Annotated in this window: 18 protein-coding genes; 13 read left to right on the top strand and 5 right to left on the bottom strand. The window is 43.3% G+C overall.

All coding sequences use genetic code 11. The features are described from left to right. Positions 1-4: 4 nt before the first annotated feature. From UM402_RS01180 to istB (UM402_RS01165), 5 genes are all read left to right on the top strand, one after another. On the top strand, positions 5-898 hold the full coding sequence (locus UM402_RS01180) for a TniB family NTP-binding protein (RefSeq protein WP_322295421.1): 894 nt from the start codon (positions 5-7) through the stop codon (positions 896-898). After that, entirely contained in the window at positions 853-1,968 is a 1,116-nt protein-coding gene (locus tag UM402_RS12730) for a TniQ family protein (protein WP_416182882.1), read from the top strand. The genes UM402_RS01180 and UM402_RS12730 overlap by 46 nt, the downstream gene beginning before the upstream one ends. Before the next feature lie 343 nt (positions 1,969-2,311). Further along, positions 2,312-3,358 (top strand): hypothetical protein, encoded by a 1,047-nt coding sequence (locus tag UM402_RS01175; protein WP_322295420.1) that lies wholly within the window; start codon positions 2,312-2,314, stop codon positions 3,356-3,358. 450 nt (positions 3,359-3,808) lie between these two features. After that, positions 3,809-5,302: an IS21 family transposase gene (gene istA, locus UM402_RS01170; protein ID WP_322295311.1), complete on the top strand. Its 1,494-nt coding sequence runs from the start codon at positions 3,809-3,811 to the stop codon at positions 5,300-5,302. A gap of 22 nt (positions 5,303-5,324) precedes the next feature. Beyond that, entirely contained in the window at positions 5,325-6,047 is a 723-nt protein-coding gene (gene istB, locus UM402_RS01165) for an IS21-like element helper ATPase IstB (protein ID WP_416182886.1), read from the top strand. A gap of 1,515 nt (positions 6,048-7,562) precedes the next feature. Here the strand turns inward: istB (UM402_RS01165) and csrA are convergent. The 3 genes from csrA to UM402_RS01150 form a co-directional block, all read right to left on the bottom strand. Continuing rightward, the gene (gene csrA, locus UM402_RS01160) at positions 7,563-7,745 is read right to left on the bottom strand and encodes a carbon storage regulator CsrA (RefSeq protein WP_322295419.1); all 183 of its coding nucleotides are present in this window, start codon (positions 7,743-7,745) and stop codon (positions 7,563-7,565) included. Between the two features lie 193 nt (positions 7,746-7,938). Then, a complete protein-coding gene (locus UM402_RS01155; protein WP_322295418.1) occupies positions 7,939-8,277 on the bottom strand; it encodes a YegP family protein in 339 nt (112 codons plus the stop codon). A gap of 1 nt (position 8,278) precedes the next feature. Next, a complete protein-coding gene (locus UM402_RS01150; RefSeq protein ID WP_322295417.1) occupies positions 8,279-8,449 on the bottom strand; it encodes a hypothetical protein in 171 nt (56 codons plus the stop codon). Positions 8,450-8,700: 251 nt separating this feature from the next. On the opposite strand from UM402_RS01150, the gene UM402_RS01145 reads away from it, so the two are divergent. After that, a complete protein-coding gene (locus tag UM402_RS01145; protein ID WP_322295416.1) occupies positions 8,701-9,570 on the top strand; it encodes a WYL domain-containing protein in 870 nt (289 codons plus the stop codon). 128 nt (positions 9,571-9,698) lie between these two features. Continuing rightward, on the top strand, positions 9,699-12,209 hold the full coding sequence (locus tag UM402_RS01140; RefSeq protein ID WP_322295415.1) for a DNA cytosine methyltransferase: 2,511 nt from the start codon (positions 9,699-9,701) through the stop codon (positions 12,207-12,209). Here the strand turns inward: UM402_RS01140 and UM402_RS01135 are convergent. Then, entirely contained in the window at positions 12,160-13,365 is a 1,206-nt protein-coding gene (locus UM402_RS01135) for a hypothetical protein (RefSeq protein WP_322295414.1), read from the bottom strand. The two genes, UM402_RS01140 and UM402_RS01135, sit on opposite strands and share 50 nt — an antisense overlap. An 80-nt stretch (positions 13,366-13,445) precedes the next feature. On the opposite strand from UM402_RS01135, the gene UM402_RS01130 reads away from it, so the two are divergent. From UM402_RS01130 to UM402_RS01115, 4 genes are all read left to right on the top strand, one after another. After that, entirely contained in the window at positions 13,446-13,829 is a 384-nt protein-coding gene (locus UM402_RS01130) for a hypothetical protein (protein ID WP_322295413.1), read from the top strand. A 91-nt stretch (positions 13,830-13,920) separates the two neighbouring features. Further along, positions 13,921-14,301, top strand: coding sequence for a hypothetical protein (locus UM402_RS01125; protein ID WP_322295412.1), 381 nt, complete (start codon positions 13,921-13,923; stop codon positions 14,299-14,301). Between the two features lie 181 nt (positions 14,302-14,482). After that, positions 14,483-16,696 (top strand): sensor histidine kinase, encoded by a 2,214-nt coding sequence (locus UM402_RS01120; protein WP_322295411.1) that lies wholly within the window; start codon positions 14,483-14,485, stop codon positions 16,694-16,696. Positions 16,697-16,705: 9 nt separating this feature from the next. Next, positions 16,706-17,794 (top strand): hypothetical protein, encoded by a 1,089-nt coding sequence (locus UM402_RS01115; RefSeq protein WP_322295410.1) that lies wholly within the window; start codon positions 16,706-16,708, stop codon positions 17,792-17,794. On the opposite strand, the gene UM402_RS01110 is transcribed toward UM402_RS01115, so the two are convergent. Then, the gene (locus UM402_RS01110; protein WP_322295409.1) at positions 17,776-19,323 is read right to left on the bottom strand and encodes a DNA cytosine methyltransferase; all 1,548 of its coding nucleotides are present in this window, start codon (positions 19,321-19,323) and stop codon (positions 17,776-17,778) included. The two genes, UM402_RS01115 and UM402_RS01110, sit on opposite strands and share 19 nt — an antisense overlap. A 200-nt stretch (positions 19,324-19,523) precedes the next feature. On the opposite strand from UM402_RS01110, the gene istA (UM402_RS01105) reads away from it, so the two are divergent. Both istA (UM402_RS01105) and istB (UM402_RS01100) read left to right on the top strand, forming a co-directional pair. Beyond that, positions 19,524-20,543: an IS21 family transposase gene (istA, locus tag UM402_RS01105; protein WP_034823186.1), complete on the top strand. Its 1,020-nt coding sequence runs from the start codon at positions 19,524-19,526 to the stop codon at positions 20,541-20,543. Then, entirely contained in the window at positions 20,540-21,325 is a 786-nt protein-coding gene (gene istB / locus UM402_RS01100; protein ID WP_114981782.1) for an IS21-like element helper ATPase IstB, read from the top strand. Before istA (UM402_RS01105) ends, istB (UM402_RS01100) begins: the two co-directional genes overlap by 4 nt. Positions 21,326-21,604: the final 279 nt, after the last annotated feature.

Raw genomic sequence — 21,604 nt, 5'->3', positions numbered from 1 at the left:
CCAAATGGACGAATTCAAACACGTTGACAAAAAATATCGGCAGATAGTCCTTTTACCAAACAAAGAGCGTGTTTCTTTTATCAATCAAAAGAGGTGGATAAGCTACCCAATAGCGATCAAAGCGATTCAAGAGCTTAAAAACCTTATGGATCAGCCAAAACAGCAACGAATGCGTTCGGCGCTTCTCATCGGCGAGTCCAATAACGGTAAATCATCAGTTATTGAGAAGTTTTGCGAAGTTTATGGGCAGCCTATTGTTGATGAAGAGGATGAAATACTTAAGAAGCCTGTTTTAGTCACCGAAGTATCAGCCCCGAAAGTCAAAGATATCTACATATCAATATTAGAAGAATTCTGGGCACCTTTTAAGACGACACAAACGGAAAGCGAACTCAGAAAACAAGCCTTTGACTTGATGAGAGTTTGCGAGGTGAAAATGCTCATTTTAGATGAGTTTCACACGTTGTTGGCAGGCACTGCTAAACAACGACAAAATGCCTTAGCTGAATTAAAAATGATTTCTAACAAGATAAAAATCCCTATTGTCGGTGCCGGCACTAAAGATGCTCTCTCGGTTATTCAAAACGATCCCCAGCTACAAAGCCGCTTTTGGGTGATGAAGCTACCGAAATGGGAGCGAAATAAAGACTTTGTTCAACTCTTATCTAGTTTTGAAAAGGCATTACCCCTTAAACAGAAATCCAATCTAACAAGTAAAGAGCTGGGCGAACGTATTCTCGAGATTTCTGATGGAAACCTAGGTAATTTACATGAGCTGCTGAAAGTTTGCGCAATTGAGGCTATACATAGTGGTAAGGAGAAAATTGACATAGACATTGTGGAAGCGTTTTCATGGTTCACTCCAACGAAAGGACAGAGAGAAATCAAACTCACTTAAGGCCCTGGCCGATACGAACCAAGCCTTTTGAGGATGAGTTATTGTCCTCCTGGTTAATAAGAGCTAGTTTTGATAACTTCACAAAGCCATTGATACTGACATCATACCTCTGGGATAAATGGAGAGCCTGGACCTTAGATTTAGATCGAGAACTTACAAAGCCCCGCCTTCATAGACTAAGCATATACTCCGGAGTCTCTGAGGAACGTATAGAGCAAATGATGCTGCGTTCAACGTTAGAGAAAATTTCTCGCGCCAAACTTATTTCACAAACACCTTGGCCTTGGGTCGTAGCAAGGGGAACCCGGAATTTAAATACCTACCGTTATCAACCTTTCTGCCCTGAATGCTTAAGAAATGATTCAGAGCCATATTTCAGACGTATGTGGAGACTTTCTTTCATTACGATGTGTCCAAAACACCAATGCCTCCTTCAAGACTGCTGTCCTTATTGTAGACAGTCAGTAGAGCCTCACCGGCTTAAAAAGAAAGAGCTGAGAGTGTGTAAGTACTGCCAAAGAGACATTTCTAGTCATCCTGCTAAAAAAGCCAACGAGGAGCTCGTCAATACAACACATGAGCTCGTTCGGTTAATCAATGAACCCAATACGGATACTCAAGACAGGTTTCATCAATTGGATTTCTGGATAGCTATGCTTCGAAAGTTATCCTTGGGGCGCACAGAAGCACATAGGGAAGTCTTCTCAGATCTTGTAAATAGGAAAGATCGGGCATTAATAGCATCTTGCTCAGGAGTAAACTTCGACTTTCTGACAGTTGAAACTCGAGCTACTTTCCTTAAGTATTGCAAAGCAATGGATAGCAACTCATTCAGCAAAGAAATCGCCCAACTGGTTCCAAGAGGTTTAAGCCAGTCATTCATGCGCTCCCTTCTAACAGTTACTCCACCACCAGTCCTAAAAATTCTAGGAGTAGAGCAGTCATCAAAGCCCAAAGAGAAAAAGAACAACAAACCTGCGGTGGTTTTCAGTAAGAAGCCTTGCTCCCGGCCCGTTGTTGAGAAGAAATGGGAACTCCTTATCAGGAAGCATAACCTTGGAAACCTCTAAAACAAAAATATGCGATCAGTGTGGTCGTTTTGTTGACCAGTTCACTCGGCGTTATAAAGAGCAAACCTACTGCGCCAATTGCTATCTGCGATGTTTCCCACTTACAACCTGCAGCAATTGCAAGCAGCAAAAAAGAATCCACCAGGATGACAAAAAGCGCTTATGTTGTGACTGTTACCCCAGAGTAACGCCTTGTGTTCGATGCAAACGTACCGGTCGGAAAATAAGTAAGATACTCGCGAGCGGACCATTCTGCAGCAGTTGCTACCGCTATATAAAAGAGCTCAAGACGTGTTCAGTTTGTGGAAAACAGGATGTCGTTTCCAGGGGGCTCTCCGTAGGCGTGAATTCACCCATTTGTGATGGGTGCCGTCATAAGCTACGCCCTAAATGCCCGCAGTGCGGTATTCGCAGAAAGCTTTATACACTCGATAACGGAGCGCTCATGTGCTATCGATGTCGAGATAACATAAAATATTACTGTACCGGATGTGACGTAGAATTAACCGGAAAAGAGAAAACTATCTGCCAGCTTTGCAGCGCAAAGCGCCTTAATAAGATTAGAAAGAAACAAAATGCTTTAGGATTCGACACGCTAAATGGCAAAAATCTGTTTATCGAATTTGTAAATTGGCTAGAAAAAACTCGAAACTCTTTCGATGCCGCCCATAAACAAAACCGCTACATCCCATTTTTTGAAAAGATTGAATCGTTCCCTAAAGACTGGTACCTGACGCTCGATTTACTTAAGCAAATCGATGGTGGCTATTTAAGGCGCTCTTCAATGCCTAGACAATTTCTAGAGAGTAAAGGAGTTATATTTGACGAGAAGTTACTCGTCACAGCCATGGATTTACGAACGATTGATATGAATACTTTGATCTTTGAAAAAGCAAAGTCATCTGCCTTCCAAAAAGCGATTCTCGAATATACCAACCTGAGAAAACATCAGCTTGAAAAAGGGGATATTAAAACACGAACGCTACGTTTTGAAACCTCAGCGATGAAGAGTCTCCTAGACCACAACCAGTGGGCGAAAAGTCCTCAGAACGCATTAGAAAACCTCTTAAAAGAATCGCCAGGGCAGCGTGCATCGATATTTAAGTTTGTCAGCTTCGCTCGAGAAAACACTAGCCTCGGTATTTTCATGCCTGGCTCAAACGCCGAAAATGGCGTTGTTGCCTCTCTTAAACGTTATTCAAAGAAACCAAGCGAAAAAGCATTTCGTCTTTATACTTTCTTCGCACTGGATTACTTTCATGACTTTTATCTTCCCAGAAATGCACACATTCACATAAAGGAAGTTGGAGACGGCCTGGAAGTGACGTTTAAAAGCCAGACGTACTGGGTACCATCTCCAACTCGTATTTTAAAAGAAAAAAGCGACTAACTTTCAATAGCTGCTTCTAATTTCCCACGAATCTGACTTGCAATAGCTACTTCATCGCCTCTATGCGTTATCAAAGAAACATTACTGCCAGCAATACCCGATGCTCTTTTCCAAACCCCCTTAACATCAACGATACCAACAAGTATTTGATGTAACGCATTTAGAAAATCACTTCGAGATGAAAAGCGAAAAATCGCAGTTCGAAACTTGTCACTATTAAACCTTTCAATACACACGAAAAAGAAGTTTATACCTTCGAATGTGACATGAAATACGCCGAATCGTCTTTTGGATAAGTCTGTATATATCTGCCGGTTTAATTTCCGGTGCTCTTTTCTGAAGAGCCAGTCATTATCTATTGAGCGACAATTACGGTGGCCGGTCTAGCGGCAATTATCTTGGCCGGTTGATCTGATAAGGTTCGGCACAGCAGAACGGAGGGAGTTCACTGTGCCGGGAACACGAATCACGGATCAACAGGTCATGATCTATATGAAACACAGAACACGAAATAGCCAAGTTGTCGCTGCTGCTAAGGCAGGCATTTCAGAGCGATCAGCCCGGCGCCTTGATAAAGCCAATCAACAAACGAACGACGGTAAGCGCCAGTGGCGCACCCGCAAAGATCCGCTTGAAGCGGTATGGGATAGCGTTGTTGTTCCCATACTCAAGCAGGATAATGACATTACGCCGGTGGGCGTTTTTGATCACCTTTGCGAATATCACACTGATAAATTCAGTCCCGGCTCGCGTCGTACACTTGAGCGCCGCATCCGTAAATGGCGGTCGTTACACGGGCCTGCTAAAGACGTTGTGTTTATACAAACGCATGAATATGGTGCGCTCGGTATTACCGACTTTACTCATGTGAAATCGCCGGTCACCATTGCCGGTGAGCCATTAAAGCACATGCTGTTTCATTACCGGATGCCGGCCAGCGGCTGGGCGTTCGTGCAGGTCATCTACGGTGGTGAAAGCTTTGCGGCTTTCTCTGATGGATTACAAAATGCGCTACATGCTGCCGGTGGTGTGCCTCGGGAAGTCCGTACCGACAGCCTGAGTGCCGCTTATAAGAATCACTCATCGGCTGATGACTTAACCGAGCGCTTCAACGACCTTGTGAAGCATTACGGTTTTAAAGCAACACGCAATAATCCGGGTGTTGCGCATGAGAACGGTGCTATCGAAAGTCCGCACGGACACACCAAGTCCCAAGTCGAGCAAGCACTAAAAATCCGCGGCAGTTATGACTTCGACAGCCGTGATGCGTATGAAGCCTTTGTCGCCAGTGTGGTAGCACGGCGTAATCGCCGCGTCAGCGACAAATACCAACTCGAGCAGCGGCAATTACAGCCGCTGCCCACGGCAATGAGCGTCAATTACACCGAGCATTATGTCACGGTGTCGCGGACAAGCACGATTTGCCTCAAGCGCGTCACCTACACGGTGCCATCACGGCTTATTGACAGCCGATTGCTGGTACGGCTTTATGATGACCGGTTAGCGCTATTTTACGGCACCGACTTCGTGATGGAGCTTGAGCGAGTCTATGCCGACAAAGGTGGTCGCGCCCGCAGCGTCAATTACCGGCATGTTATTGATGCACTGGCTAAGAAACCGCGTGCGTTCCGCCACTCACAGTTGCGCGATGACCTATTACCGGACGACAATTACAAGACCATCTGGGAGTATGTCGACGACACGCTAACGGCCGATAAAGCCAGCTATTACATGGTAAAACTGCTTCATTTAGCCAAACAAAGCGGCTGTGAGCGTCAATTAGGCCGATTTATTGCTGCGTCAATTACCCAGCGACAATTACCGGCCATCCGGGAATGCGAAGAGCGCTTTTTAGTTATCGAGCCGAAAGCACCATCACTTACCATCAAGCAACACAGTCTAAGCTCGTATGCCAGTATGATACCGGGAGGTCTGCATGGATAACACAACGGCCTCATTATCACTCATGCTCAAGCGGCTTAAGCTGGCCACCATGGTTAAGGAGTGGGATGCGCTGGGCAATAAAGCCGTTAAAGAGCAGTGGAGCCCCCAGCAATACTTATCGGAGCTCTGCCATATCGAGCTGGCAAACCGTGAAGACAAACGCTTACAGCGGCTGCTAAAAGACGCAAAGTTACCGGCTGGAAAAAACCTTGGCAACTTCGACTTTAATCTGGTCGACGGTATCTCGAAACACCAGATCATCGATCTGGTTAACCAACCCGGGTGGTTGAAACTGGGCTCTAACGTCTTACTGTTCGGAGCCAGCGGACTGGGTAAAACCCATATCGCCAGTGGCATCGGTTACGGGCTTATCGAGCAGGGCTATAAGGTTAAGTTCATCGCGGCGTCAGCCATCGTGCAACAGCTACAACAAGCGAAACAGCACCTTCGGTTGCAGGATGAGTTACTGAAACTGGATAAGTACAACCTGCTTATCGTGGACGACGTAGGTTACGTTCGCAAAACCGAGCAGGAAACCAGTGTGCTGTTCGAGCTAATCGCACATCGATACGAAAGACACAGCATGATCATCACATCAAATAAGTCGTTCGAGCAATGGGATGAACTGTTCGATGACTCAACGATGACCATCGCCGCCATCGATCGGCTGGTGCATCATGCGACAATCCTTCATTGTGAAGGTGAAAGTTACCGTCGCAAAATGGCAATGAGCAACGGTAGTTAAAAATCGGTATCAACCGGCCAGGATAATTGCCGGAAAACCGGCCAAGGTAATTGACGCTACATACATTATCAAGCTCAGGCTCTATTAGGGCTAGCTGACCAGATATAAATGCACCACTATGACCCCCACTTAGAGATGCGGGTTTAGACACGTGTTGTGACTTTTCGATAGTCAGTTTATTAAGCGCCGACCAAAGCAAGTTCAGTGTATTTGGCGGTTCCTTTTTGGGCTCATCATTCTCATTGATGAGATTAAGCTTGCCGATATTAGGATCACTGCCTCCTTGATTGCTCGGTGAAACCTTACCTTGTGGAGTCGGCATTATTTTGACTTGCGTATTCTTTGTCTTATTTTCTTTAGGTACCGCTTTTTGAAGACCCGTCTCGCCCCAGTGCCCAATGTCACCCAATCGAAGATCTTCACCCATAGAGCTCGATGACGGCCTAGACTTCGAGGTACCAATGAGCTTTTTACTCGCCGTCTTAGCGCGTTTCTTGCGTTCATTCTCGGAGCTGTTTCCGTTTTCGTCAGCAATGTTGCTGTTTTCACGAATGATAAAGAAGTCGGGGCATTGCGGCAGTTTGTACCTATGAATTTTTAGGACCAGGAACCGCTTTCCTTTTTCTAACCAAATACCGGCTACAAGCCATTTGTGAGATCCGGCAAACCACGGACGAACACTCAGGTAAGTTGCTCTGTCGCGATTGGAGTCTAGTTGCGCGGATATGTAGTTAACAGTTCTTTGTGTATATCGTTGTGATTTTAAAGCCCATATAAAGTAACGGTCATCGTCATAGACTTCTTTTGAAAGGCCTAGCCTGTATTCATCGTTTTGAGGGGTATTGCTGAAGTCAGCGGTATCAAATTTTTTGAATTCAAGTTTCTCCAGCGCTGCGTTTGCATAATTGTTAAGGACGGTCTGCTGAAGAAATTGGGAGGCGCCATAAGTATTATCAAAGATAGTTAACGAGTTGGCTAAAAGCTCAACGCCACACTCGGTTCTTACAGTAAAAAACTTTGTGTTTTTGAAGCTACTTGGGATTTGGTATTTCCCCGGAGGTAATATATAACGCTTTTTTGGGTCTTCTCCGGAATTATCGCTTTCGTCTACCCGCTCCCAGGCACTGACGAAATTACCGTCATCTTTTGGATCGATAGAGAATTCAAATATGGTTTCTATTAAGTCAGCACGCTCGCTATGGTACTCACCGTTTTTCCAAATACTGCCTTTTTCTAAGATCCTCGTGTAGCTTTTCGCTACCTGAACAAGCGCAAACTCACCGCTTTCATTGTCTTCCAACAAAACATCTACCAATGGCTCATCAGAAGCAGATTCATTCCAGGTTAATGCCCCATATTCCTTTACAAGCCATTCTCGGTCGTCATTCGGGAGCCCTTCAATTTGTATACTGTCAGCCACAATCGTACCTTCCACTACGTGTAAAACTAAATGAAAGGCTAGGTTGTCTCGGTCGTAAGTATTTAGGCGGTCAGCCAGTAACTACTTAACTGTAGTCACTTTTTCTCTACGTCAGACTCAGACTTAATGCGTAAGAAAATCTCTTCACGGTGAACGTCAACATCTTTCGGCGCGTCAACACCCAAGCGTATCTGATTCCCTTTAATACCGAGAACGGTAACGCTGATATCGTCGCCTATTTTTAACGTTTCACCATTTCGGCGAGTGAGAATTAACATATCGACTATCCCTGTTAAAAAGTTAAAGCTTAACGAAAGCCTTAAAAAATAGAAAGGCAGTTGCAGAGCTTTAAGTGAGAGCCTACAAAACAAGAAGCTATTATCTCACAACAGAGGTTCGTCACCACATTAAGAAAATAAGACAACCAAGCCAGTTTGATAAAAGGACTGGAGTAAACCAGCCCTCCGGTTATTACTCTCCAGTTAAATCGTGGGTCGGAGCGTCCGGCCCATTTGCTTTAACCGAAGCAATTCCCGTTTCTCTGGCGTCTCTAGTGGTATACATCTGACTCACGCCGATAATTTCCCAGTTACCGCCTTTAAGCACGAAGTAATACTGGTCATTAGTAGAGGTTTTTCTCTCGTACTGCTCATCCAGTGGGCTGTTAACTTTTACTGAGCTTATTCCGTTTTTAGCCCCTTGCTTCGAAACATACCCCTCACTGCGAAGGATTTGTTCACCATTTACGGCTATAAGACGAAAGTAAAACTGCTTATCGATGCCTTTAAATAATTCATACCGTGCTGCCATGTTACTTCTCCTTTCTCACGCCTTTGAAAGGAGTTTTGTCAGACTTCACATCCATGAAGCGACCCGTAACTGCATCACGCTTAACCCAATGACCACTTTGGGTTTCTGTTTGAGAACGTTGGCGCACTGCGCCGCGACGTTGGTTATCACCAACAGGGGGATTGGTAGCCATAGTAGGCCTCCTCAGTTAGTTCATAGTGTAAAAAGGTTTGACACTAACCGGGAGTTAATAGAAACTTATGTCGTCGAACAGTAGTTCCATTAACTTCGGTTAATGAACTCAGAAAAGAAGCTGCTCTAAAAAAGAGTAGCTTTTTTTCTATACCTACGATAATACTGGTCAATCTGAGCACGTCAAGCGTTTTGATCAGTTTTTTAGATCTTTCTTGATCGTGCTGATCGACTAATTAGATTGAGGCAGTCATGACTAGCGAACTTTCAGGTTATCAGAAAGAATTATTAGCTCACATTGAGTTTATAGGTCGATTCTATGGAGTCGTGTCTCGAGCTGATCTGGTCAAAAGGTTCGATATAAGCGAAGCAAGTGCTACCCGCACATTCCAGCTTTACAATTCGATAGCACCTGATAATTTGATTTACAGACCGAATATCAGACGCTATGAGTGGCAAGATAATGCATCGCCTGTTATCGAAGTATCTATCAATAAATGTCTGAGCACACTAACAGATGGCTTCGGCGACAGCTTTGCACACGCAACAGATAAACCATTTGCGGTTAAAAACAGTTTATTTCATGTAAACTTGGATATTTTGGCTGGCATTACTAGAGCCATAAAACGGAAGTACCCGATATCCATTAACTATCTATCCAAGTCATCCCCACTAGGCGCTAAAAGACAAATTGTACCTCATTCGATTGCAGATAGCGGACTACGCTGGCACGTAAGGGCATTCGACCGCAAACGCAATGAGTTTCGTGACTTCGTAATTAACCGAGTGAGCTCATTGGATCCTTGCAAATCTGATGAAATTCTAACTCATGAAGAGCGAGCAGCTGATGACGAGTGGAATACAATAGTCGAGCTTGAGCTACAACCACACCCTAGATTGAGCGAGATAGCCCCAATGATTGAGTTCGAGTACCAAATGGTATCTGGCATTTTGAAGAAAAAAGTAAGACAAGCTTTAGCTGGGTATTTACTGGATAGCTGGAATATTGATGCCTCTCCAGATGCATCTCTTTCAGGGGAGCATGTAATGCTGCACTTAAGAAACGCCGAAGAGTTGAAGTTTAAAAATAAAGTCTTAGCTCCTGGTGCAGGACATTGCTAGGTTGAGTGCATATAACATCTACAGTTACTCTCGATTTTTGTGTGTAAATTTATCAGCATACCCTTCTCAGCGACGCCTTTTATTAGTACACTTATACTAACTTATTAAAACTGGAATTTATTATAATTATGTTGAGCTATATCAGTTTGTTTAGCAGCGCAGGCGTAGGTTGCCATGGATTAAAAAGCTTAGGCTTTGACTGCGCAGCCACGGTCGAACTGATCGAACGCCGCATTAATGTCCAGAAAGCAAACAAAAAGTGTTCAGATGAATCAGGATATATCTGTGGAGACCTGACGGATAAAAATGTGCAGTCAGAATTGCTTAAGCAAGCTGACTCCTATTGCAGCCGCAAGAAAGTTGCAAACATAGATTTGGTTATTGCTACTCCACCATGCCAAGGTATCAGCGTGGCAAACCATAAAAAAAATAATAAAGAGATAGTCAGAAACTCTTTAGTGTTGGAGTCTTTAAAAATCATAGACGAACTCCAGCCCAAATATTTTATACTGGAGAATGTTCGTGGGTTTTTGAAAGCAGCCTGTCTTGATACCGATGGTACTTCTAAAAGTATATTTAATGCTTTGCAAAGACACCTTTTCGACACTTATAGGTTTTCATCTCGAGTTGTTAACTTCAAAGATTTCGGTTCAAAATCGAGCCGTACAAGAACATTAGTTATTGGCGTCCGGCGTGATATAAAAGATTGCTCACCCGATCAGTTATTCCCTGATAGGAAGCCAGTTATGCCTTTAGCTGAAGTCATCGGGCATCTTCCTCGGTTAAAGAAAATGGGTGAATTCAGTAATGATGACTATTTACATTCGTTTAGGCCATATAAAAAGCACATGGAGCCTTGGATCGCTGCAACTAAATATGGCATGAGCGCTTTCGATAACGAACCTGAGCATCTGAAACCACACCAGGTTAAAGATGGCAAGATCGTTGTAAACAAAAGTAAAAACTCTGATAAATACAAAAGACAAAAATGGGAAGATGTTGGCCCTTGCATTCATACGAGAAATGACTGTCTGCCTAGCCAAAATACCATCCACCCAGAAGATAACCGCGTCTTTAGTATTAGAGAGCTAATGCTGATGATGACAATTCCTGATGATTTTCGGTGGATCCCCTCAGGCGAAGAGCCTGTAGATGAGAGCTCATTTTTGCAATTCCATAAGAAACATGACGTCAATATACGTCAATGTATTGGAGAAGCAGTACCTACCAGCATTTTCTCAGCAATTGCTGATAAGATAAAAGCAACTGAATCTCAGAAGAAACTATCAAAAAGCAAGATTAATGAATTAATAGATAGCTACCAGTTACAGGAGCAGGAAAACCTTCATAAGTTCATCTCCAAGAACCCTGAACAGTTACACTTTCAGTCATTGATGATGATTTGTGAGGTTTCTAATGCTAACCGCCAAGCTAACGCTGCTTATTACACAAGACAAGATTCATGTTTTGATATCGTCAACGAACTTCCTGATTTCTCAAAGAGGAGGCTTCGCATTCTTGAACCGTCTGTTGGCATAGGTAACTTTCTATATGCAATAGCAGCAAAATACTTTGATAAAGAAGTAATTGTTGATTGCGTTGACATTGATGAAGCGTCGCTCGAGACATGTGCGTTACTTGCGGAAAAGTATCTACCTAAGAATGTCCACCTTAACTTTATTCACTCAAATTATCTTACCTGTGAGAATCTGAATGCAGGTGGTTATGACTTAGTTATTGGCAATCCTCCCTATAAGGAAGCATCAAAGGAAGAGTTGGAAAATTACCGCACACAATTTGTAAACCAGAAGACAAAAAACCTGTTCAACTTCTTCGTAGAGAAGAGCCTACAGTTGTCCAGTTGTGTCGCACTCGTAATACCGAAAACGTTCTTAGACTCACCTCAGTACGCTGAAACACGTACGATTGTTCGTAAAAAAGCCATTAACGCTATAGTAGATTTTGGGGAAACCGCTTTTGATGTAAAAATCGAAACCATCGGATTAGTTATTTCATCAAATTCGAATGCAAACTCATTGGTGCACGTATACTCCCATAGACTGTCTCAACACAGTTACAAAGAGCAGAGTTATATAACCAATACCGGATTCGATGCTTGGTTAATCTATAGAAACAGCGAATTTGACCGTGTGGCCAAAACCATGTCTTTCGGAAAGTTTACAGTTTTCAGAGACAGACAAATTTCTAAAGCTATCTTGAAAGATGCTGGCGAATATCGGGTTATCAAGTCAAAGAATATTGGTGACAACCAGATTATCTATACCGATGACGATAAGTACATTGAGCATGATGAAAAGCTCTCGGTATTTAAGTTTTTAAACCAACAGGTGCTTCTGGTACCGAATCTTACCTACAATCCAAGAGCAGCTTGGTTGCCTAAAGGTTGTATACCAGATGGCTCGGCGGCAGTGCTGGTCCCTAGCGTTCCAGTTACTGATGAACAGATTGAATACTTTTCTTCTACTGAGTTTCGAGAATTCTATCAGATCGCCCGAAATTACAGTACGCGCTCTATGAATATAGATAACTCATCAGTTAAGTATTTTGGCGTAAAAGAAAGTCAAAGCATCAATCTGTCACGTAGTGCTCAGCAAGCTCCTTTTGCATTAGCTCTATAGGCATACTAGGCTCAAGCAGGTCCTCGTCGAGGCCTGTATTGACCATTTCTATAAAGCGATGGATTGAATAAAACGAATCATTTTTTATTTCCGACAATTTAATACTGCTCAATTTGGCGATCAGGCAAAGTAGTTGATAAGACCTCGAGACCGTTCGCGTATCTCCATTGGGGTGAGCATACGCATTATGCTGTGTCGGGTTGATCAAAACCAGATTTTCAAATGTATCTGAAAGCTCCGGGAACAATGAGACGGGAAATATGTGATGCGCATGCATGTGCGGAGTACCATCATGAATATAAACCTCATTAGACGCAACATCGTCCTGAGAATGGTATTGCCTTACTTTTCTTTTAGCGCGATCAACTTGATACCGTTCGGCATCCGTATCTAAAACTGTGTGAGTATTAGCAAACTCAGTCCTAGACATCCCTTTTGGTTTTTGAATGTCTCGAAAGTTAACTCTGTTGTAGCATAGAGAACTATACGAAATAGGCAGTTTAGAAACTCTGCCTTTCTCCGTGCCCTTTGATTTCCTACAAAATGCCAGTGGATTTATTACTTGGGTGAAAATTCGTGCAGGCTCGAATTTCTTTTTGACCCCAGTGTAATTAAAATAAGTTTGAGTAAACTCATTTTTTAGCTTAGCAAAGCTAGCTGCATCCTGATTATTGAAGAACTCATCGAATACTCCTTTAAGCTCTGAGTCCAGTATTACTTTTTCGAGAAATATACACAAAAAACTCAATGCTCGTTGGTCACTCATAGCAATGTATTCAAGAATTTCACGATTACTAACTTGGTATTTATAAGCATTTCCACGCTTACCAACTTTACTCAGTATACCAGCTGTCCAGAACATCCTTATAGGTTGAGAAAACACCTTATCGTACTCTTTTTCTGTTGTTTTCTTGCCAATATCAGGCTTTTGAAACAAGTTGACCATTGTGTCATTTGAAAACTTGCTCGTTCTAATATCACTACAGGTGAACTCATCCGTTTCATCATCAATGTAGAACAATATAGACTCAGCCACAGCACTGATGACGTCAGGCTTGCACTTTTGATCGGTAAACCGGTGGTTCTCATTTACCCTTAAGTCCAGGTTAAGGCTATCGATGTGCTGCTTTACTTTATTCTCTATATCCCTATACACTTGCTGCTCCAAACATGAACAATTTTTGTAGTGGAAACATACAGTTTGACCACCGTATACTGAAATAAAGGACTATCGTTATGGCTAGTTATCCTCTAACTTTTGGAAAGAAAGATCAATTAGAATTCGCCGATGAAGCTGAGTTATATTACATAATCGGATACCTGACAAAAGCTAATTATTTCGAGCTTAAGCACGAAGATAATGACGAACAAAAAGCCTGGGGCAAAGAAAAAAGAATTCACGTTTTGAATACCCCGGCCAATTACCCAGCCCCCTTAAAAAATGCACACACGAAAGGTAATAGTTCATCTGTTCTTTACAGAATCAACTGTAACCATTTTGTCGAAGAACTACTTAAGCTAGGTTTTGCTCTCAATCAAAAGGTTCAAAATGTACCAGCGATCAGGTCCAACATTCCAAAGCCGTTCTTGAGTAACTTTGATAATGGATGCAATGCTTGAGCAGAGCTCCTATGTTCATTTTATTGGATTCTATACCGTTAAATGACTGGTTGTCATGTGACCTATTACAGCAAGAAGAGAGCAGCAGGCTATGGCGAATTATAATTTGACTTATGGCAAGAAAAGTCAGCTTGAGTTTCAAAATGAAGATGACTTATTCTTCACAATTGGCTTTCTGACGAAAGCCGATACTTTCATGCTCAAGTGGGAACACAATGAGCAGCAAGGAGCTTGGGGAAGTGAGGGTCGGATTCATGTTCTACAAATGCCAAATAACTATCCTGCTCCCCTTAAGAGCGCACACACTAAAGGCGTAGGGAAAGTGCAGTTTAGGATTAATTGTAACTCTTTTCTGAAGTTGTTGCAGGACTTAGGGTTTGTCAGAAATACGAAATCACAAAATCTTCAAACAATTAGAAGCAACATACCTCCGAAGTATAAAGCTAGCTTTGATAAAGGCTGTACTGCCTAATATCAGCCCTTACCATATCTGTACGCCATAGGTATGCTTTGTTCAATGTGTCAGCTGCAATACAATAGTGAGGCGACAAAAAGAGATTAACTTCCCTAAAGTATTCTTGGGGCTGTTATCGTAGAGGATTCACTCGAAGGCCTTAAAAAGCTGCTTAAAAAATACAAACTTTGAGGTCATAATGGCGAAGTTAAAACCAAGAGCAAGATTAATACGCACTATCGGTGATAAATTAATAAGCGGTCCAGAGGCTGCTATCATTGAGCTAGTTAAAAACTCTTATGATGCAGACTCACCCTCGGTAGAAATATCAATAGACCCACCTTCAGAAAGCCACTCTGGAAAAATCATAGTGAAGGACTTTGGTCATGGGATGACATACGACAACATTCTTAATGACTGGCTGGAGCCTGCTACTGACACTAAGACTAAGAACACTTTATCCAAATCAGGAAAGAGGACTGTTCTCGGGGCTAAAGGAGTCGGCAGATTCGCCTCCGCTAGTTTGGGTAAGAAAATAAAGTTAACGTCTACCGCAAGGTTACATAGCGGCTACGAAAAAAGCTCACTAAAGCTAGATTGGAGTATATTCGAGTCCAATACTTACTTGGACGACATTGATATTGATATTAACCGGACAGAGGTTTCGAGTGCAGATAACACTGGCGTCAGTATAGAGATTACAGAGTTGTCTACCATTTGGGATGAAAAAAAAGTTCGCAAACTAGTTCGGGAATTACGACGCCTTGCTACCCCACAGCACGATGAAACTGCACAATTTGATATCTATCTTGATCTTAAACACTTCAGTAAAGGAAACCCTGCACCATACAATTTCAATGGCCCACAGCTGCTTTTTGAGACAAATCGAATCGCAGAAGTAATAGAGGACTCGAACGCAGACAACACAAAAAAAACTAGTAATACATTAATAACACCATACAGAATCAGTAAAGAGTCTGACTATCATCTGCAAGGTTCGTTTGATGCTGATGGAAAATTTACAGGTACTTTCACTATTGTTCGCGGAGATAATCTGCCTATTCCTTTGAACTTAGACGCCCCTCCACTCGAAATTGGAGAATTACCTTGTGGTCCAATCGGTGTTGACCTTCGACTATATGATCTAGAGAAAGAATCAATCGAAAAATTACTAGAACGCATGGGGCTCAATTTCTCTGATTTTGGTCTACGTAATGCAAGAGCAATGATTTCAGAAAACACAGGGATAGGAATATACAGAACTGGATTCAGAATTCGGCCTTATGGTGAACCCGATAATGACTGGTTAAAGCTCGAGAATCGGCGAGTTCAGAATCCTTCTAAAAGAATTGGGCACGGTCAAATATCAGGGACAATTAATGTTGGTTCAGAAAGTGAGTCCAACCTTATTGAACGGAGTAGCCGTGAGGGGCTTGAAACAAACAGTGCCTTTGAGCGACTTGTTACTTTGATAACAAATGTTTTACTGAAAATAGAGCAGAAAAGATTTGATTTTAGGGCCAAGGCTGGAATTAGTAGAAAACCCGTCAAACGAATAGAAAAGGCGCGTGAACTATCGTCACTTGACTCGATAACTAGAGCTGTGCGAAATCTTCCAGAAGAGGCGCAAAAACCGTTATTGCTTAAAATTGAAAAAGAATCTCAAATTCTAACAAAAACTCTTGATGAAATAGAGGCATATCAACGTTTACTAGAATCTCGAGCCGCGCTAGGTATGGTCGTAGCCCAAGTTGTTCATGATGGACGCACCTATTTAGAACCTATTAACTCATCCGCTAAATCAATAATCAAGAACGCGCCCTATGTACTCGAAGACAGTCCTAAAGGGGAGCTAGTCAGGAAATTTTACCCCACATACGGGCAAGCTGTATTAGACGGTTCAAAAGGCCTATCATCTCTCTTCAAATCCTTAGATCCTATCTCGGGAAGACGGAGAGGACGTCCTGTTGAATTTTCTGCAATCGAAAGTATAAATAACACATTAAACTTACTCGCCGAAGCGTTGATTATGTCATCGGTAAATGTTGAATTAGAGGTTGATGAACACCTGAAGCTCTACGGGTACCCTGGCGATCTCCAGTCAGCTATGGTTAATATCATACACAATGCAATACATTGGCTGAAAAGCACCGAAAACAACAAAAAAATCGTAGAAATCTCCTCTAAAGTAGAAGGGGATATGGCGAAAATATCAATATCAAACAATGGCCCTCTTATAGACGAACAGGATCAAAATGCCATATTTGATGCTGGATTTTCTCTCAAGTCTGATGGGCATGGTCTTGGTTTATCAATTGCTAAAGAAGCATGTAAAAACAGCAATGGAGACCTGAGCTTAGACGAAGATTCCATCGATACTTGCTTTGTAATTACGTACCCAATTTCTCAATAGATTAAAACTATGAAACTAAATTTACTTATCGTCGAGGATTCACAACCAGTCCTAAACCAATGGGATGAAAAGCTTCAATTCTACAAAGTTGGGGATAATCCCATATATTCCATAGAACACGAATCGGTAACTAATTTGAGCGAAGCTAAACGACTTCTAGAAAATACCAAGTTTGATGCGGCTGTTATCGATATACGTTTAGATGAGGATGGTGAACAAACAGCTCATGGTAATGATATTCTTAAGAACTTATCTGAAAACTCACTTACTGTCTGTGCTGTATATACCGGTGAACCAGGCACTGAGATTGTCGCCGAACATCAGAAAGATTTTGTTCAAGTTTTTGAAAAAGGCGACGGGGATGGCATCGAAAAAGTCCTAGATTGGCTAGATGCAAAAGCAGGAATGATATCAGCCATCAGGACAATGCAAGATTCTTTTAACAAGTCTATGGCTGAAGCATTCACTAGATCTATTTGGCCTCGTTGGAGTTACTGGTTAGATGAAGTAAGCAAACAAGAATTTGCAGAAAGAGCCCTAACACGTCATATGGCTACCCACCTTCATGCTTCTTTCCTCAATGAAGTAAGTGCAGTGCATCCAGAAGAGCATTATTTTATTCCCCCCCTTCAAGAACGCTTGGACACAGGAGATATAGTTCAGATAGAAAATGAGTACTTTATTCTTATCACGCCGCGATGTGATCTGGCGAGAGAACAAAACCCTACTTTCCAGCTGGTGAAACTCGTCTCAACCCAAGAAAAATGGAACGAATTGCATGACCTACAAGTAAACGGCGCTAATAGAAAGGCTAGAGAAACAGCCGATAAGGATTTACGCAAATTGATAAACCATGGGGACCGTTCACCTAAGCTTCACTTTCTTCCCCAGATAAAGCTGAATGACAATGAAATTTTAGGTCCTTTTCATGCACAATTTAATTTTATGAAGTGCATGGAAGCAACCACTGAGAGTAGAGCAGAGCTCAGCGAGCGTCGAGTAGCAACATTGTCCAATGAGTTTGTTCCATCTTTAGTGGAACGACTAGGAGCATATTTCAGCCGAATTGGTACACCAGACTATTCGCATCCCGAATAATTATAGTTCAACAATTCCATTACAACCTTGCCTATCTGCTGTGCCAAATAAGGCGGCACAGCATTTCCAACTTGTACATACTGCTGAGTTCTGGTTCCCTCAAACTTGTAGTTATCGGGAAATGTCTGCAATCGCGCAGCTTCTCTAACAGTTAAACTGCGACACTGTTTAGGGTCATAGTGAATAAAGTAGTGACCATCTTTTGAAATGTGGCTAGTTACTGTTGTTGAGTATTTGTTTGCAGCTTGAGTCCGGAATCGGTCTGCATGTGAGCCACTATTCCAGTTTTCATGCGCGGGCGCTAAATCAGCCGGGAAGTCATGTGCTTTAGGTGAAACCCCACCACTCAACTTGGTAAAAGCTGCGCTATATGCGTAACGAAGTAAATCACTCTCCATATGCCCGCGAGTTTCATGATTTAATACACAAGGAGGCTCCACAGCTCGGTACCATTCGATTAAATGCTCAGGCATTTGGCTCGGAAACTTAATGGGCTGAGAAGCTGAACGTGCTAGCCTCTTTAGAGGCTTAACATCTAAACTTTGAGATTGCTTGAACTGCTTTTTAAGAAGACGCTTAACAATAGTAGCATTATTTGAAACTACACTTTCCCAATCTTTCACTATATCTTTACGCTTTGAGAAACCACTTCGTAACTTTGGTAGATCGCCTAACACTTGTTCTACCGTCGATTTATGCTCTAATCGATTGAGGGTCCTTGGAGTACCTTCGATATCGGCTCGTACCCCCAACAAAATAACTCGATGGCGGGCTTGAGGCACACCGTAGTTTTCTGACTTTATAAGGAAATCAGTAAAATCGTCATACTTTGGGTCATCCGGGTTGTTTGCATCTACAACCAACGAAAAGATCTTGTATCTTGGAGTCTCGATTCTTGTAACACGCTCTGGCGCCCTCAAGTCTTCTAGAATTTTAGGAAACATTACTTCCCCATCTAGTTTAGCGGAGAGAATACCGCGAACATTTTCCATTACGAATACATCCGGTTGCGCAATAGACAGAACTTTCAGATATTCTTTATACAGAAAGTTTCGATGGTCTTTTTCTGCCTTGTAACCTTTTATTCCCGCATTGCGAGAGCGGCCTGCAAGCGAGTACGCCTGACACGGCGGGCCACCGATGATCACCCTTGGCTTGTCTCCATGAGCTCTAACCAGCTCTGAGATTCTCGAATGAATCTCCTTGTTGTCATCACCAAGAGCGTGTGGCGTATACAAGGTTTCCCGCAAACTCTCTTCAGCCTCGAGCGGGAAATGAGCAAACAGCTCTTCCCTCGTATAGGTTCCCAGCAAATAGCCATTATAGTAATCTAGGCCTAATTCAGAATTTTTAATCTTTCTATAAAAAGCCCTAGTAGTGAGGGTTTTGTGTGCAGATGGTTCTTTTTCAACAGATACACCGATTCTAAATGGGTAACTTCCATCAACATCAGCGACTGAAGATATGCCTTCGCCCAGCCCGCCAGGCCCCGCAAAAAGGTCGATTACAAGAACTTCACCTGTTTCCATTGGTTCACTATTATTATCGTTTTATATGTGAATTGATCATACCAGGCAAATAAACATAAACAATTATTTTATTCTTACACTCTCCCTGAACTAACTGTCACCGGCAATGTAAAACTGACCCACTAACGGCAATTTAAAATTGACCCACCTGAGGCACAATGACCGCCTGATCTGAAAAAAAGAACGGCGGTTGAGATGCAATGTTAAATCAGGAGTCACTAGTGGATATTCATGTGTTACACCAACAAGGTCACAGTATCCGGGCTATCAGCCGCAAATTAGGCATAGCACGCAACACAGTTCGCAGTTATTTGCGCGACATAGCGCGCACACCGAGTTATGGACCAAGGCTTGAGCGACCATCAAAACTGGATCCCTTTAAGCCTTATCTGCGGGAGCGTATTGAAGCCGCAAAGCCCTACTGGATACCGGGAGCCGTCTTGTTCCGTGAAATTGAAACGCAGGGTTATGACGGTAAGGAAGGGATTGTAAAAATCTATATCCGTCAGTTTAAGCCTCAGACTGAAGAGGAAATTGTCCGATTTGAAACGGCACCGGGGAAGCAAATGCAGGTGGACTTTACGACCATCAAGCGGGGTCGCTTTAAGCTCAAAGCTTTCGTTGCAACCATGGGCTTTAGCCGCGGCTCTTACGTTCGGTTCAGCACTCACGAGAAGCAGGAGGACTGGATAACCGGTATTCGGGAAGCCTTGCACTACTTCGGCGGTGTGCCGAAAGAAGTTTTGTTTGATAATGCCAAATGCCTGATGATTGAGCGCGATGCGTATGGTGAAGGTCGTCATCGCTGGAATAAGCACCTGCTTGAGCTGGCGTCCGATTATGGATTTAGGCTAAGAGCCTGCCGCCCATATCGAGCTAAAACCAAAGGTAAGGTCGAGCGGTTTAACGGCTACCTGAAAAACAGTTTTATTACGCCACTGGCAGCGACGTTGAAGCAAGCCGGGCTGGCATTGGATGTAGAAACGGCTAACGCTCAGGTCGGTCCCTGGCTCGAGGATGTCGCGCATCAGAGAAAACACGGAACCACGAAGCAAAAACCTGCGGTATTGCTGGTTAAAGAGCAACTGGCGTTAGCACCGTTACCGGCAAGGCCGTTGTCCGATAAAACCCGGCCAATACCATCACGTACCGCAATGCCGATAGAGAGCTTCCAGCACCCGCTAAGTGTCTACGACCAATTACTGGGCGCTCGCCCATGAACCTGCAAATGGAGCGGATACAGAGTGCCTGTGACACACTGAAATTAGGCACCCTGGCAACCGAATGGTCAGCAATCGCTGACACCGCCGCCGGTAGAGAAGACTCATTGGCTGACTTCCTTGAGCAGTTGCTGAGCGTTGAGCTGGAAGCCCGGCAGCAACGCACACGGGAAACCCTGCTCAAGTTCGCCGGATTACCGGCCATAAAATCGTTCTCGGATTACGACTTTAAGTTCGCCACCGGGGCACCCAAAAAACAGCTTCAGGAGCTGACCAGCCTGGCCTTTATCGAGCGGGCAGAGAACATCGTTTTACTCGGGCCAAGCGGTGTGGGGAAAAGCCATCTGGCATTAAGTTACGCCTATCAGGCCATTCAGAAAAGCATTAAAGTGCGCTTTATTACCGCTGCCGACCTGATGCTGCAGCTGGCGACGGCAAAGAAGCAGGACCGGCTCGAAAGCTATATTAAACGCAGTGTTATGGCACCCAAACTACTGGTCATCGATGAAATCGGTTATTTACCCTTCGGACGTGAAGAAGCGAATCTGTTCTTTAACGTCATAGCCAAGCGTTATGAGCACGGCAGCGTTATTGTTACCAGTAACTTACCGTTCTCACAATGGTCAACGGCCTTCGCTGACGACCAGACGCTGACAGCGGCACTGCTCGACCGGTTACTGCATCATGCACACATCGTGCAGATTGCCGGAAACAGCTATCGGTTACGAGGGAAAAAAGCGGCTGGAATAGTACCGGTAACGAATCAGCAGATTAATGAGTAAACCGCTAAGGGTGGGTCAATTTTACTTTACCGCTAAGTGGGTCAAAATTAGATTACCGTTGACACTAACAGTATCTTATCAATCAAATTGCAGTTTTCAGCTACTTGATTTTCCAGCGCCACGGACGGTAAATAATTACAAGATTTGAAAGAGTAGAGTTCGTTAAGTCTCGCTGATATAGTTGCTGTAATGCGATTCACAGGGATATGAAAAATTGCAACGCATCACACACGTGATAACAAGAGCCTACAAGCCTCTCATTACCGTCGTTATCGTATC

This window comes from Idiomarina sp. OXR-189 (assembly GCF_034373425.1).
In the GTDB taxonomy this organism is placed as follows: Bacteria; Pseudomonadota; Gammaproteobacteria; order Enterobacterales; family Alteromonadaceae; genus Idiomarina; species Idiomarina zobellii.
Note: the sequence above shows the minus strand (reverse complement) of the source record. Positions and strands in the feature narration are given on the sequence as shown.